Consider the following 13819-nt stretch of genomic DNA (forward strand, 5'->3'; position numbering starts at 1 on the left):
ACCGCCTGTTGCGAAGTTTGCCGCGTCTGCCGGCCGTCCGGTCGATCGATCAGCACGCCTTTCCACCGCCGTTTCGGCTGCCGCGCACCAAGGCGGCGCAGCGCCGATGCACGATCATGTACGTAATGTGCGTTAAACCAGTGACGTCTGGCAAATGCGGCATGAAGATTGCGCGTCAGCTTCGCCCCATGACTGCCCCCACCACCCGGGTTCGATCGATGAAAACCTTCCACTGCAATCGTTGCGCGCACCTTGTGTTCTACGAGAACGTTCGATGTGAACGGTGCGAGTCATTGCTCGGATATGTGCCCGAACTGGCCGAAATCAGCGCCTTCGAAGAAGCCGATAAAGGGCTCTGGCGCAGTCTGCATCCACGTGCCGAGGGCGCGCTGTTCCGGCAGTGCCACAACTACGCGGTCGAAAACGTCTGCAACTGGATGATCCCCGCCGACTCGCCCGACACGCTGTGCCGCGCCTGCCAGCTTACGCGCACGATTCCGAATCTGAGCATGCCTGACAACCGGCTCTACTGGTACCGGCTGGAGACGGCGAAGCGGCGTCTGCTGTACACGCTGGCCGCGCTCGGCCTCGACGTGCCGTCACGCCAGGCCGATCCCGAATCCGGCCTGGCCTTCGAATTCCTCGAGGACGGCGGCGACGGTTCATCGGTCATGACCGGCCACGATAACGGCCTCATCACGCTGAACATCGCCGAAGCCGAAGACGCCTACCGCGAAAAGGTGCGCAGCGCGATGGGCGAGCCCTACCGCACACTGCTCGGCCACTTCCGCCACGAGACGGGCCATTACTACTTCAACCAGTTGGTGGCGAACAACCGGCGCTGGCTCGGGCCCTACCGCAAGCTGTTCGGCGACGAGCGCGCGGACTACGGCGAGGCGCTGACGGCATACTACCGCGACGGGGCACCGAAGGACTGGCAGGCCTCGACGATCAGCGCCTATGCGACGATGCATCCCTGGGAGGATTGGGCTGAGACGTGGGCGCACTACATGCTGATCGTCGACGTGCTGGATACAGCGACCTCGTACGGCCTCGCCTTGTTGCCCGACGACCCGAGCGAGCCGACGCTGACCGACCGCACACCCGTGGAAGACGCGAGCTTCGAGAATCTGATGAAGCGCTGGTTTCCGCTCACGTATGCGTTGAACAGCCTGAACCGCAGTCTCGGCATGCCCGACGGCTATCCGTTCACGCTAGCCTCGCCGGTGGTGGACAAGCTGCGGTTCGTGCATCGGGTGATTGCGGCGGCTGCCGATAAAACACAGCTCTGCGAACCCACAAAAAAGCCCGCTGCCGAATAAACCGGCAGCGGGCTTGCTTCCATCGGAGCCTAACCTGGCTATCGCTCAATACGCGACATAAGGCCCCGTACCGCCGGGCGTCGCCTGCTGCTCGACGGCGGCGTATACGTTACGGCCGTAGAAGAACGGCAGGCCCCAGTCAAAAATCGACGACGTCACAAAGGCCGGTCCCGCCAGCAACGGCAACGCCGCATCGCCGCTGTACGTCTGCGCAATCGTGTTGGCATTGCCAACGGTGAAGTTCACCGTGCTCGTCGTACCGTTCGCGCCCTGGATCATTGCACTCAACGACTGGGCCGACACCGGGCAGTAGTACGCGCTATTGGGGCTCGCGCATACCGGCAACGCACTGGTCTGGAAGAACAGGCCAGTCGAGCCGCTGTCCAGAATACTGCTCGAATACGTCGTGCCGTTCTGCACCGTGGTAAAGGTGCCATTCGACGGACTCACGCCGATCACCTGCGCGCTGCCTAGCGAATTGTTGCTCTGCGTGCCGATGCCGAACACCAGTTGCCCGCTGACCGACTGCGCGCCGCCCGACACCGTTGGCAGGCTCAGCATCGAACCGTTGTTGTCGGTAGCGAAGTACGGAATCGGATTGGCGACCTGCAGCGCCTCGGCGAGCGGAATCGACGTGCATGCCGTGCCGCTGCACCCGTAATACGTGCCGGCCACCGCCTTCTGCACACAGTTCGCGCCGCAGTCGTGCTTGAACACGCCGATGCCCAGAATGCCATTGGCCTGCAACGTGCCCGGCGTGTTGCGCGACGCGCCAAGGCTCGCGCAATCGGACGGCAGCGAAGCGTAGTTCGGGTCGATCACCTGAACCGGCAGCGAGGCCGCTTTTTCACCGGCGATCTGCACGTCGGCAAGCTTCACCGAACCCCACGTGTAGCCGTCGAAGAACTGCATGCATTCGGCAACCAGATTGCCCGAGCCGTCCTTCTGTTGCGGCAGCGCCATCGACGCGGGCAATTGCGAGGCGAACACACGCACGCCCCACGAACCGGTATCCACCAGGATGTGATCGATGGTTTGGCACTGGCTGGTGCCGGGCGCGCAAATCGTGATGCTGACGAACGGCATGTTCGGCACGTTGCTCACACCGGAGTCGACTGTCACGCGCACTGCGTTGGCAGCCACCACTTGCGGCGAAGGCGACGTATTGGTGACGGTGGGACCGGCCGAAACGCTCGTCGAGTTGCTGGAATTCGCGGAGGAGCCGGAACCGCTGGAACCGCCGCCCCCGCCGCCGCAGGCGCTGACGAGCACCGCGAGCAGCGCCGCCCCCAACAAGGTAACGAACGAAGACGTATGACGCATGATCCGCTCCGTTATTGAATGATGCCGACATCGACGCCCGCGGGCACCGCTTGCGGCAGATAGGCATGGCCGGCAAACGCGCGCAGATGCCCGCCGGAGAATACGACCAGATCGTTGTTGGACACCGCCAGCGGCGTGCCACGGCGCGTCGCGGTAGCGGCGACGTATTGGTCGAACGACGTGCCCAGCATGGATTTCAGATCCGGCAGCGTCGGGCCTTGCCACGCGACACCGAAGACGATGCCGTTGGGCGCGACGTACTCGCGCACCAGCGTGCCGGACGGCATCGTAATCAGGTGTACCGAATACGCGCTTTGCGTAGTGGACGTGTGAGCCACTGCGTGAAGGCGCGTCAGATCGCTGTCGACAGTGTTGGCGTTCTGGCCGAGCGTGGCATGCGCGGCAAACGACAGCGCGCAACTGGCCCCTAGCATTGCGCGAGCAATGCTTGTAGAGAGCATCGGTTTCAAAAGATTTCCTTCGCGGTGAAACGCTCGTGACCGGCGCGTAGGCCGATCACGAACGGGAATTCAGGTGGGCACTCCAGACCGGCGGTGCCGGTATTGCATTCACACCGGTTGGGTTGTGTGAATGCGTCTACGGAGTGGCGGCGCGAAACTTTAGCCATCGCGAAGGGGCATGGCAATCGTTTGCGGGCCGATTTAAACCCAATGCGGGTGCTGTGCCGTTCGAATCCGTTTGATATTTGAGGACAGGATCACCAAGGGACGGCGCTTCGACGCAGATTTTTCCGATATGGCCTGTTTAAAGCGAACACACACATGAAATAACGGGGCCACAGCAGAAAAATATCAATGCGTGCGGCATGTGGCAGTCAATGTAAGCGCACGCTGAATAACTCGTGTGCATGGGCCTATTTCTTCTGATTATTGCGGCGCGGCCAGACTGCTTTTGTGTGAAGATAAAATCACGCGATGAGCACGATTCGAGGCGAAAAAAAATGCCGCGGATAACTTGGTCGTCATCCGCGGCACCGGGTGTTTCGTCCCAACTTTCCTGCTAATTCATTGCGACTTCTGCGAGCCGCGCCAAATCCGGATTCTCGATCGAGCGATTCGACGCGGTTGCGTCCATTACTTTTTCTGCTGCTGCAAGAGCGATTTGAGCTCCTGCACATTTTCTTCTACGCGTTTTGCGATCACCGCGTACGACTCAGCCTGCGTTTGATATGCGGCTTGCGCCAACTGCTGCATATCCGCTAGCGACTTATGCAGGCTTTGCTGAATCAGTTCGGCGGCCTTCGCTGGAGGCGCGGCGCCGCCGGCCGACAACTGCCCCGTGAGCGACTGCAATTCGCCCAGCGTGGTGCGCAGCATCTCGGTTTGTTTTTGCGCGAGCGACTGCATGCCCTGGAATGCCGTCTGATTCGCCTGAGCCAGTGCTTCCATGTCCTTGCGTCGCGCTTCCATGATGGCGGGCACGTCGAAGCCGGGAAGCTTGAACTGCTCCAGCATTTTGGTGAAATCGCCAAACGGATTGGCGGCGTCAGGTCGGTCCATGCGAAATCCTCCTTAACGATTGAATACTCGCCCGCGGTGCATCGCCGCAATGGGTTTCTCCGACAGATGCACCCGTGGCGTCGTGTGCGCCGCACCGCCCGCAAAGGCTTGCTGCATCTGGGGTCGGACGGCACATTGCTGCAATCATGCGCTATCCGCCAACATTGCGCCAGCGGGCACACCCTGGCGCACGATGCAAAATCAACTGGAAACGTTTCCGCAAAAAAACAGCGCGGCCGTTCGGTGCGCTACGTTCGCTTTCGTACATAGCAGCCTGTCTGGCCACTTTTCATCTTCCCTCAGTTGATTAGGATGAGAGCACCGCATCGCTAGTGCCTGGTGAATAATGCGCTATCCGCTGAATATGGCCGTCGCCGCCGCGCTACTCGTCTTCGTTCTTTTCTGCATCATCAAGCTCGCCTTGGTCTGATGCGCTCACCGTCGCTTTCATCCCACGCCGAACCACGCCCCGCGACTGCATGTTTCGCCGTGACATAGCGCGAAATAATTGTTGAATGGAGTTTGGGAAGTGACTCACCCATACTTCGTTTCGCTGCCGGTGCGTAAGAAAAAAGACGCATGAGATCAAGGGTGTTTTATGTGCGAATGCGATCCCGATGATCAACGATCCCACGGTTGCCCGATCATCGGAATGTGCATTCGACCATCACGGCACCGCGTGCCGACGACAGGATGAACATGTTGACTTCAGTGAGTTTCCTCAAAAAGAATGCCGCTCGATTTGCATGCGTCGCAATGGTCTGCTGCGGCACGCTCCTGACCGGCTGCGCCGGCGGCAGCATCAACAACGCGACCCAGAGCAGCGCAGAGCCGCAAGTGCGCCCGGACAACATTTATGTCTACACCTTCGACAGCAATCCGGATCAGGTGAAACTGGACAACGGCGGCATGCTGCAGAAATTGAAATCGCACCTCGACGGCTCGTCCGCCGCCGATAAGCAATCAGCCGATGCGATCGCCGTACGTGAGCAGGTCGCCAACGAAATCGTGCATCAATTGCAATCGATGGGGTTGCGCGCAATTCGCTCCGACATCCCCGCCCCCGCCGATCAGAACGTGCTGCTCGTGCAAGGCCGCTTCGACACGATCGACGCGGGCAATCGCCGCCGCCGCGTGCTGATCGGCCTGGGCGCAGGCAAGAGCGAGGTGAGCAGTTCCGTGCAGATTCTGTACAAACCGGCGGGCGGCACCGCGCGCCTGGTGCAAAGTTTCAATGCCACCGGCGACAGCGGCAAGGCCCCCGGCATGGCCGAAACAGCCGGCGTGGGCGCAGCAGCCGGGAGCATCGCGACCTCCGCGGCCGTGGGCGGCGGCTTGCACGCCGTATCCGAAACCAGGAAGGCCGGTGTTTCAGCGGATGCGAAGCGTCTCGCCGACGCGGTGGCGAAACAGGTGGCGCAGATCGGCGTAAGCGGGGGCTGGCTCTCGACGGAGCACATCAAAGGATAAGCACCCCGCGGCAGGCTTGATCAGCGTCACTTCGAGCGTCACGCCGCTGCTGCGGCGGCTCGACGTAATCTGTCCGTCACTTTCCAGCAATATGGCGATGTAATGATGATGCCTCGTAGCCGCCCCAGCGGCTCGAGCACTTGCAGCCGGATGCGCTGCAGTCCGACATCGCCGGGGCGGGCACTAATTGATTAAAACCTCGCATCGGACCACGATGCCGGGTTAGAGCTTCGCGGGACGCCCCGTCTTCACCGTCTCGAGCGACGACACCGCGGCAAGCAGGCGCTGCGGCGCCGCCGACTCCAGCATCATCAACCCTGCTCGCAACAGCTCGCTCTTCTTGACCGACACGCCGGCGTCGAGGCACTTCTGCTTGAGAGACGCAATCTTGTCGTAGTCCGATTTCGGCATCGTGAAGCTGTCGCGCACGACTTTTTCTTTCTTCGGCTGCTTGGTTTTTTTTGCTTCAGATGCGCTGACCGGCGCGGCTTCCGCAGTTGCGGCACGCTTCGCTTTGGTTGCCTTCCTAGCCGCAGGCACTGCTTCCGTGGTTGCCGAGCGCTTCGCTTTGGCCGCTTTCTTAACGGCGGGCTTCGAATCCGCAGCTGCCGAGCGCTTCGCTTTGGCTGCTTTCCTAGCGACAGGCTTTGCTTCAACCGTTGCCGAGCGCTTCGCCTTTTTGGCCGCTTTCTTGACTACAGGCGCCGCTTGCGCCGGCTGTTCCAGCGCGACTGCCGGCTCCGCGCCATTGACCGCGTGCCTGGGCGAGCTCTTAGGGAAATGGAATGCCTTCTTGGTGTGCTCTTTAGTGACGGGCGCTGCCATGTGCTTCTCCGCGTTAATAACTGTATAAACAGTATATACCGTTTATACATGCCCCGAAGGCTTTGTCAGGTTGATGATAAGGCGGCGGTAAATGAGGCGATGAAGAAAACGAAAGCGCTGAAATCGCTTTATCACGGTCACCGCTTCCCTGCGGTCGTCATCAGTTTGGCGGTTCGCTGGTATTTCCGGTTCAACCTGAACCTGCGCGACATTGAGGAGTTGTTGCTCGAGCGTGGTGGCGTGGTCTCATACGCCCCGAAGGAAGTCCCCTTGTGGGACGAAACGATCCGTTGCCGGTGCGACAAAACCGGCGCTGGATTCGTCGAGAAAGTTATCTGATAAGGATAACTACGCTTGCTCTCTACACAGATAGCCTACGCACGCCAACTTGACAAAGCACCGCGCATGCGTTTCGGCTAGTCATAAACGGAACTAAATGCGCAACCTTGGTTGCGAACTGGACGCCAGCGCCAACGGCGCGTGGCTTTAGCAAGAACATCAATCGGTGCGTATTTGAGCTGGAACCCGCGGGTCTCGCGCCGGCGCAGGGCAGCTCAAAGTGAATGAAGACCTGCCTCTATGCTTGCCCTGCCTCATGCCAATCATCGATGGCGGCCCGGGATTTGTGCTCCAGTGCGCTGATTGCCATCAAAGGATCAATCTTAGCCCTGGGAATAGTTAGTTCGATGCCTGCGGGCGCGCCTTTCTTCGCATCGCCATCGGTACGTTCAATAAGGGCATGACATACCCACTGAACGCCAAGCTCATCAGCCACAGCATCGGCAGTCACCCGAAAGCCACGATGTTCGAAAGCCATAAACTCTCCTAAACGTTATGAAATATTGGCCCTTAGACGGTTGTTCCGCCAAGGACCATGAAAAACCTGACACGGATGCGCAACGCCCTGCAGTGAAACTACCCGTTCGCATTCTTCGGCCAGATGTTCATCATCGTTCTGAATGGCACGCTCGGCTGTAATGCGAAACGCCAAAGTCAACCTGATGCGACGCACGTCAGTTGAGAGAGCAATGTCGCAGGGGTTGATGGCCGCGAGAGGGCGTTGACACCGCAAATTAGGCGCCGGTCCTGCTCTGAAGCAAGCCTCCAACTGACGGGGTTAGCTGTCGAGCTGCTTCGCAGCAGTCGATCCGTGCGCGACTCCATTTGTGCAACTCTCAAGGCCCTTCCGCCCTGCTACTAGCGCGAATGCAGGAGTACGGCGGGGACCGGATGAGGAATCCAGTGTCGCACCAGCCAGTGCTACGCCCCGTCGCGACTCGTATTGTCGGGGATCCTGCGCGTGCCGTCACGTGCCATTCAAACAAATAGTCTTCTTCATGAATGGAAATAATCAGATGCTGTCAGCACGGCATGAGAGGGGTCGGCACCTATTTTTGGGGAGGCGAGTTGTTGGGCGTTCCGTTGTAAGGCAAGTCTCGCGGGACTCAAGGTGACGGCGGTCGCCGGCATGCCCCTGATCGATGACATGCTCGTCGGTTACGAGCATGAACAGGCTGCCCGCTGCGCGCGCTGTCAGCGGGTGGGAGGCTTTCGATGCTTTGGCGAACGGCCTTGCGAGTGTTCTCGAGGCCGAACTTTTCCACCGACCGCGGCGCGAGCTGATGCGTGCTATGGCCGCCGGAGCAGGCAAGAATTTCCGGACCGACAACGTCGGTATGACTATGGTTGTACGGCATATAGTCATTCGCCCAGGTTATACCCGGAAACACTATCCTGGGCCCTTAAGGACGTGTTAAAAGGAGCCGATATCCCGGAAGCGCGCCTGGAAGTCCGGTCCGGAGATTGGAGAATCCCACGCGGTCTGTCGCACGGAATTCCGAGGTGAAAGTATGGAAAAAAAAGTGCTCGTCGCGGTAGCCGCTGCGCTTATGTCTTCTGTGGGCGCGCTGCATCCCGGATCCGCCCGTGCCGCTGATGCTGAAGCCTCGGCCTTCGAAGACTCGACCGTCGACGCATCTCTCGATCCCGGCGAAAAACGCGTCTCCGCCGAAGCCGACATTCAGGCGCGCCTTGCAGACCTGCGCTATGCGTATTTCATCGGCTATAACGCGCGCGCCAGGGAAGACTCGAAATCCTATGCGACCTTGGGCGACGAGGTGAAGCATCGGCAAAAGCAGCTTGCTGCGCCGGCCATGCCCGCATCGCCGAAGCCGGTTGCCGAGCGGGTGGCCCCCCCAAGGCGGGTTGTAGCGCAAGCCGTGTCGCTGAGGCATGTAACCGCGCCGGTCACATCGCCGAAACGGGATGCTGCTGCGCGAGCTACGCCGTCCAGGCTGGTCGTCGCGCAGGCCGAGCCTGTGCCGGTGAAGCACGGTCCCGCGCAAGCCGAGCCTGTGCAGCTGAAGCACGGTCCCGCGCAAGTCGCGTCTGCGCCGCCGAGGCGGGTCTATGCACCGGTCGCGTCGTTGAAGCAGGCCTCAGCGCGGGTTACGCCGCCTGAGCGGGCTGAAATGCAACCTGTGCCTCTGAAGCAGGTTTCTACGCGGACTACGTCGCCGAAGCTGTTTGCCACCGAGTCCGAGCCTCCGATACTGATTCCGACGCAAGCCGTGACGGCATTGCCGGAAGCAAAGTCGGACAATGATGACGACGCGCAGGTGACGCAGAGGCGCGATTTCCAGAACGCTCAGCGGGCGGTGCCGCGATATCGGCAGGCCGATGAGGAACCGCAATACGCCGTGGAGCAAGGAACTCAAGCGCCTCTACCGTCTCAAGCGGCGCACAACCGGCAACCTCGGCAATATCAGAACCAGCAGCCCCAGCAATACGCGGCGGCGCCGGCCTATAACCAGATGTCAACAGAGTCTCAGGAGTCAGGTGGGTACGCCTGGCGGGAATACGCGCCGCCGCCCCCGCCGCCTCGAACCGTTCAGGCTTACCAGTACGCGCCCGCTCCGTATCCGCCCGCCCGGTACCAGCCGGCTGACGCGCAGTCCGCCTACGTACCTCGGCCGCCCGCTCAAGCGGCGGCGCCGCAGGTCATCATAGTGGGCCGCCCGCCTGCCTATCCGGCATATAACGAGATGTACACGCCACCTGAACTGCGGCGGCCGTACCCCGCCGGTTACGGCAATTCGGCACAGCCTGTCGGATATCAGGGATGGGAGTAGGCGCACTCGCTCGGGTAAAGACATGCTTGTTTTCTCGACTGTCAGCGCGTTCGAGGCATAACTTTCAAATCTCGTTTAGTTCTCCGTCGGATCGGGCGCCCAACGCAGCCTTTGCGACATCCCAAGGGACCGGTTCCCCGCGCGGGTCCTTTGGAGGATCGGGCGCGCCTGAAACCCTCACCTTTGACAAAGCTTCCATTGCGCGCGCTCTCACCTTTTCGTTTGACATCAGAAGTCTTGCCAGGGTCATACGCGGATGTTCGCGCCCAGACGAACGACGCACGATATCAACCAGTGCCTGCACGCTGCGCTCCTCATTCGCGTACACGCTTCATTCGATCAGGCAGATACCGGTACCCACGGCGTCGTGGCGAGCTTTACATCGGCCACCCGAATTCCGATCAGTTCTGACACTCGGGCGCCAGTGTTGTAAAGCAGCGTGAGCAATACACGATCGCGCCGTCCGAGCCACGTACCCGAATCGGGTGCCCCCAACAAGGCGTGAACTTCCTCGCGGGAGAGATCCCAGAAGCGGTCTCTCGAAACGTTTCGCTGGGATCGTGAGGTTGCACCGCACGGAATGGCGGATCTGACGTTACGTCACGTTACGTTACGCGCGCGTTGGATCGCAGCGTGTTCTACGACACGTTGATACCCGTGGTTCTCCGACAAGTCTCGGGAATTTGCCCACTGCCCCGCCTGAGCTGAGTTAGCGGAGATGTGGAGACGACTTTTTACGAATGGCGTAAAGCTTGCTTCTCGTTCTGTCGGTGGCCGGAAATTCAGGGGGCGAGATGAATCGCGTCTTCAACACGACGACGATTGTGTCGCGCAGGTGTCTGGCTTTACTGAAGGTCGTCAAAGCATGCCCAATGCAGCAACGGTTCGATGACGGAGTGCTGTTCTGCGCGGGTCCGGAATCAACGATTGTTGAATTTCGTATGCTCGATTCCAGCAGTCAATACTGGTCGGGCGCGTCGGGAGATACGCTATGTTCAAAAGACCTAATCCAGTCTTCGTGGTGAGCCTGCTTATACCGATCGTAATATTCGGCAAGGTATCCGTAGCATTGGCGCAGTCCGCAAGGCAGCTTGTCACGCAGGTCGTCGACGAGAGCAAGACGGTGGAGTTGCCAGGCAATACTCGTCCGGAGTTGAACGCTCTCAATGAGGGCGGCCGGGTGGACGACGCGCTAGTGCTTTACCATGTTCAGCTTCTTCTGAAGAGGCCGGCAGAGAGGGACGCAGATCTCGCCAGATTCATTACAAGTCTTCAGGATCCAAAATCCGCACATTTCCATCAATGGCTCACGGCAGCACAGTTCCGCTCGGAGTTCGGCCCGGCGGACGCGGATGTCAACGCGGTCAGCGATTGGCTTTCCCGGCACGGACTAACGGTAAACGGCGTTGAGTCAGGCGGGATGGTGATCGATTTCTCGGGAACAGCGGGGCAGATCCGCGACGCGTTTCGGACCGAAATCCATCATATCGTGTCAAATGGAGTGACGCATATAGCAAACGTAAGCAATCCACGGATCCCGGTTGCGCTTGCGGACGCCGTACGCGGGATAGTATCGCTGAGCGATTTCAAGCCGCATACAAATTTCATCCCGCGCTCCGATTACACCTACACCAGTGGCAACGCAACGCGCCATGCGGTTGTGCCGGCCGATCTCGCGACCATCTACAATGTGAATCCGCTGTTTCGTTCAGGCGTCTCTGGCCAAGGGCAGACGATCGTCGTCATAGAGAATACAAACGTTTACAACACAGCTGACTGGACCACATTCCGCTCGACCTTCGGTTTATCTGGCTATACAAGCGGTGCATTCACGCAGGTTCACCCGGCAGCCGCGAGCAGTGCTAACAATTGTTCTAATCCCGGTGTCGTCGCAGCTAGCGAAAGAGAAGCCGTGCTCGATGCAGAATGGGCGAGCGCCGCCGCCCCTGGCGCATCCATTGTGCTGGCGTCCTGTGGCGATACCAGCACGACATTTGGCGGTCTGATCGCACTGCAGAACGTGGTGAACGGTATCAACCCACCTGCGATCATCAGCGTTAGCTACGGGGAGTGCGAGGCGAAAAACGGGGCGGCGGCCAATGCGGCGTACGCGACCATTTATCAGCAGGCAGCCGCACTCGGCATCTCTGTCTTTGTCGCAGCGGGTGATCAGGGCGCTACGAGCTGTGACGCAGGGCAGTCAATTTCGACACATGGAATCGGCGTCAGCGGCCTTGCCTCGACACCCTACAATGTTGCTGTGGGGGGTACGGATTTCGGCGATGCCTCGGCAGGCGTCACCAGTTCCTATTGGAATTCAGGCAATACGTCGACCTATGGTTCCGCGATATCTTATATTCCTGAAATCCCGTGGAACAATTCGTGCGCCAGCGTGCTGATTGCTAAGGCCTACGGCTATAGCACGACTTATGGCGCAAACGGGTTTTGCAACAGCCCAACGGGCAAGGCCGCGTTTTTGACGATATCCGCCGGCAGCGGCGGACCGAGCGGTTGTGCCACAGGAAGTCCATCACTAGGCGGGGTGGTCAGCGGAACATGTAAGGGATACGCCAAGCCGGCCTGGCAGCCGCTGGCAACGGGCAATCCGCCCGATGGGGTACGTGATATTCCCGATGTCTCTCTGTTTGCGGCCAGCGGCGTTTGGGGCCATTACTACGTTGTCTGCGACACCGACACGTCCAACGGCGGTGTCGCCTGTACAGGCGCGCCAAGCGGATGGTCCGGCGGTGGCGGGACATCGTTTTCCGCGCCGATCTGGGCCGGTTTTCAGGCCCTGGTGAACCAGTACACCGGCGAAGCCCGCCAAGGCAATCCAAGCCCCGTCTATTACGAACTGGCCGCGGTTCAGAATGTCCTGCTGGGTAGCAGTGTCTGCAATTCGAGTCTTGGCAATCGCGACGCCAGCAACTGCATCTTTTATAACGTCACCTCTGGCGACATGGACGTGAATTGCTCAGGTTCGAACAATTGCTTTCTCCCGAGTGGCACCTACGGTGTGCTCTCAACGAGTGGTACCAGCTACGCAAAAGCCTATGGCGCCAGCACCGGCTGGAATTTTGCCACGGGTATCGGGACGGTCAACGTCAGTAACCTTGCAATCAACTGGCTCAATGTGAACTACCTGGTCAGCCAGGTGCTGCATTTGACGGCTATCCCATGACAGGTAATTGATTCGATCGCTATTGTGACCGGTCCAATGAGCCTATTTGCACCAGAACCACGGAAAATGATATCGACGCTTTTTCAGGTTGCCGACTTCCTTACGAGTCACAACACGTGCCACTGTCTGGCCTCGCAATTGCCCACCGAACCCAGCATCATAAATTCGTTGCGGTGGGCACACTGACCTCCCCTAACCCAACGCGGACTAAATAGTCTCATTAATAGTGTCGTAAATCTCAGTAATAGTGGCGCGAATCCCACTATTACTGTCGTCCGAAGGCCGCTGGGCGCGTCCAATGCGAACCTCATGCGCGCACCTGTACCGGACACCATCCCATAATCCGTACAGGTACTGTACCGGCATGGTTCGCTAGAATGCTCCCAAGGTCCTACCGACCGCCACCGGAGCCACCTATGTCTTACCTCAGCCTCAGTGCGCTGCCCGCCGGCATTCTGTTCGCGCTCGTCACGACGATCACGCCCGGTCCGAACAACACGATGTTGCTGGCCTCGGGCGTCAACTTCGGCTTTCGCCGTACGCTGCCCCATGTTTCCGGCATCAGCGCCGGGGTCGTCCTGTTGATGCTGTCGGTGGGGATTGGCCTGGGCGAAGCCTTCGTGCACTTTCCCGTGCTGTACACGGTGCTCGAAGTCGCGAGCGTCGCGTATCTGCTGTATCTCGCGTGGAAAATCGGCACCTCGGGCGAACTGAAGGTCAGGAAAGGCGATCGCCGGCCCATGAAGTTTCATGAAGCCATCGCGTTTCAGTGGATCAATCCGAAAGCGTGGATGATGGTGCTGACCGCCGCCACGACGATCCACCTGAGCGAGAGCACCAGCATGAACGCCATCGCAATGGCGGTAGTCTTTTACGTGATCGGTTTTCCGTGCATCTGCCTGTGGGCCGGTTTCGGCACCGCGATGCGGCGCGTGCTGTCGGACCCGAAGCGGCTGCGCATTTTCAATGTGGCGATGGCGCTGCTGCTGGTGCTTTCGCTGTATCCGATCGCACTAAAGCTGCTCGGCCAAGCCGTTTGACATTGAG

General features: G+C 59.7%; 11 protein-coding genes and 1 pseudogene. 6 read left to right on the forward strand and 6 right to left on the reverse strand.

What is annotated here, in order from left to right; all coding sequences use genetic code 11:
• Positions 1–218 precede the first annotated feature (218 nt).
• Entirely contained in the window at positions 219–1322 is a 1104-nt protein-coding gene (locus tag AYM40_RS31745; protein WP_063500840.1) for a zinc-binding metallopeptidase family protein, read from the forward strand.
• A gap of 45 nt (positions 1323–1367) precedes the next feature.
• Here AYM40_RS31745 and AYM40_RS31750 read toward each other — a convergent pair whose 3' ends face one another.
• The 3 genes from AYM40_RS31750 to phaP all read right to left on the reverse strand — a co-directional run bounded on the left by AYM40_RS31750 (position 1368) and on the right by phaP (position 4165).
• The gene (locus AYM40_RS31750) at positions 1368–2645 is read right to left on the reverse strand and encodes a DUF3443 domain-containing protein (protein WP_063499950.1); all 1278 of its coding nucleotides are present in this window, start codon (positions 2643–2645) and stop codon (positions 1368–1370) included.
• 11 nt (positions 2646–2656) lie between these two features.
• Positions 2657–3106 (reverse strand): DUF2844 domain-containing protein, encoded by a 450-nt coding sequence (locus AYM40_RS31755; protein WP_082855526.1) that lies wholly within the window; start codon positions 3104–3106, stop codon positions 2657–2659.
• A gap of 633 nt (positions 3107–3739) precedes the next feature.
• Positions 3740–4165, reverse strand: coding sequence for a phasin family protein (phaP, locus tag AYM40_RS31760; protein WP_063499952.1), 426 nt, complete (start codon positions 4163–4165; stop codon positions 3740–3742).
• Between the two features lie 699 nt (positions 4166–4864).
• Here phaP and AYM40_RS31765 point away from each other — a divergent pair.
• Entirely contained in the window at positions 4865–5635 is a 771-nt protein-coding gene (locus AYM40_RS31765; protein ID WP_063500841.1) for a DUF4410 domain-containing protein, read from the forward strand.
• Between the two features lie 222 nt (positions 5636–5857).
• Here AYM40_RS31765 and AYM40_RS31770 read toward each other — a convergent pair whose 3' ends face one another.
• Positions 5858–6460, reverse strand: coding sequence for a hypothetical protein (locus AYM40_RS31770; RefSeq protein WP_063499953.1), 603 nt, complete (start codon positions 6458–6460; stop codon positions 5858–5860).
• A gap of 99 nt (positions 6461–6559) precedes the next feature.
• On the opposite strand from AYM40_RS31770, the pseudogene AYM40_RS42935 reads away from it, so the two are divergent.
• A pseudogene (locus AYM40_RS42935) lies at positions 6560–6772 on the forward strand (hypothetical protein); the annotation flags it as partial.
• A 265-nt stretch (positions 6773–7037) separates the two neighbouring features.
• Here the strand turns inward: AYM40_RS42935 and AYM40_RS31780 are convergent.
• Entirely contained in the window at positions 7038–7277 is a 240-nt protein-coding gene (locus AYM40_RS31780) for a hypothetical protein (RefSeq protein WP_063499955.1), read from the reverse strand.
• A gap of 1033 nt (positions 7278–8310) precedes the next feature.
• Between AYM40_RS31780 and AYM40_RS31785 the strand changes: the two genes are divergently transcribed.
• Entirely contained in the window at positions 8311–9591 is a 1281-nt protein-coding gene (locus tag AYM40_RS31785) for a hypothetical protein (protein ID WP_063499956.1), read from the forward strand.
• A gap of 339 nt (positions 9592–9930) precedes the next feature.
• Here AYM40_RS31785 and AYM40_RS39405 read toward each other — a convergent pair whose 3' ends face one another.
• Positions 9931–10089 carry a hypothetical protein gene (locus AYM40_RS39405; protein WP_420488491.1) on the reverse strand — a complete coding sequence of 53 codons (159 nt, stop codon included), beginning with the start codon at positions 10087–10089 and terminating at the stop codon, positions 9931–9933.
• Positions 10090–10582: 493 nt separating this feature from the next.
• Between AYM40_RS39405 and AYM40_RS31790 the strand changes: the two genes are divergently transcribed.
• Together AYM40_RS31790 and AYM40_RS31795 are read left to right on the forward strand one after the other, a co-directional pair.
• The gene (locus AYM40_RS31790) at positions 10583–12772 is read left to right on the forward strand and encodes a S53 family peptidase (protein WP_063499957.1); all 2190 of its coding nucleotides are present in this window, start codon (positions 10583–10585) and stop codon (positions 12770–12772) included.
• Between the two features lie 416 nt (positions 12773–13188).
• Positions 13189–13812 (forward strand): LysE family translocator, encoded by a 624-nt coding sequence (locus AYM40_RS31795; protein ID WP_063499958.1) that lies wholly within the window; start codon positions 13189–13191, stop codon positions 13810–13812.
• The last annotated feature ends 7 nt before the right edge of the window (positions 13813–13819 follow it).

Source organism: Paraburkholderia phytofirmans OLGA172 (genome assembly GCF_001634365.1).
GTDB lineage: Bacteria > Pseudomonadota > Gammaproteobacteria > Burkholderiales > Burkholderiaceae > Paraburkholderia.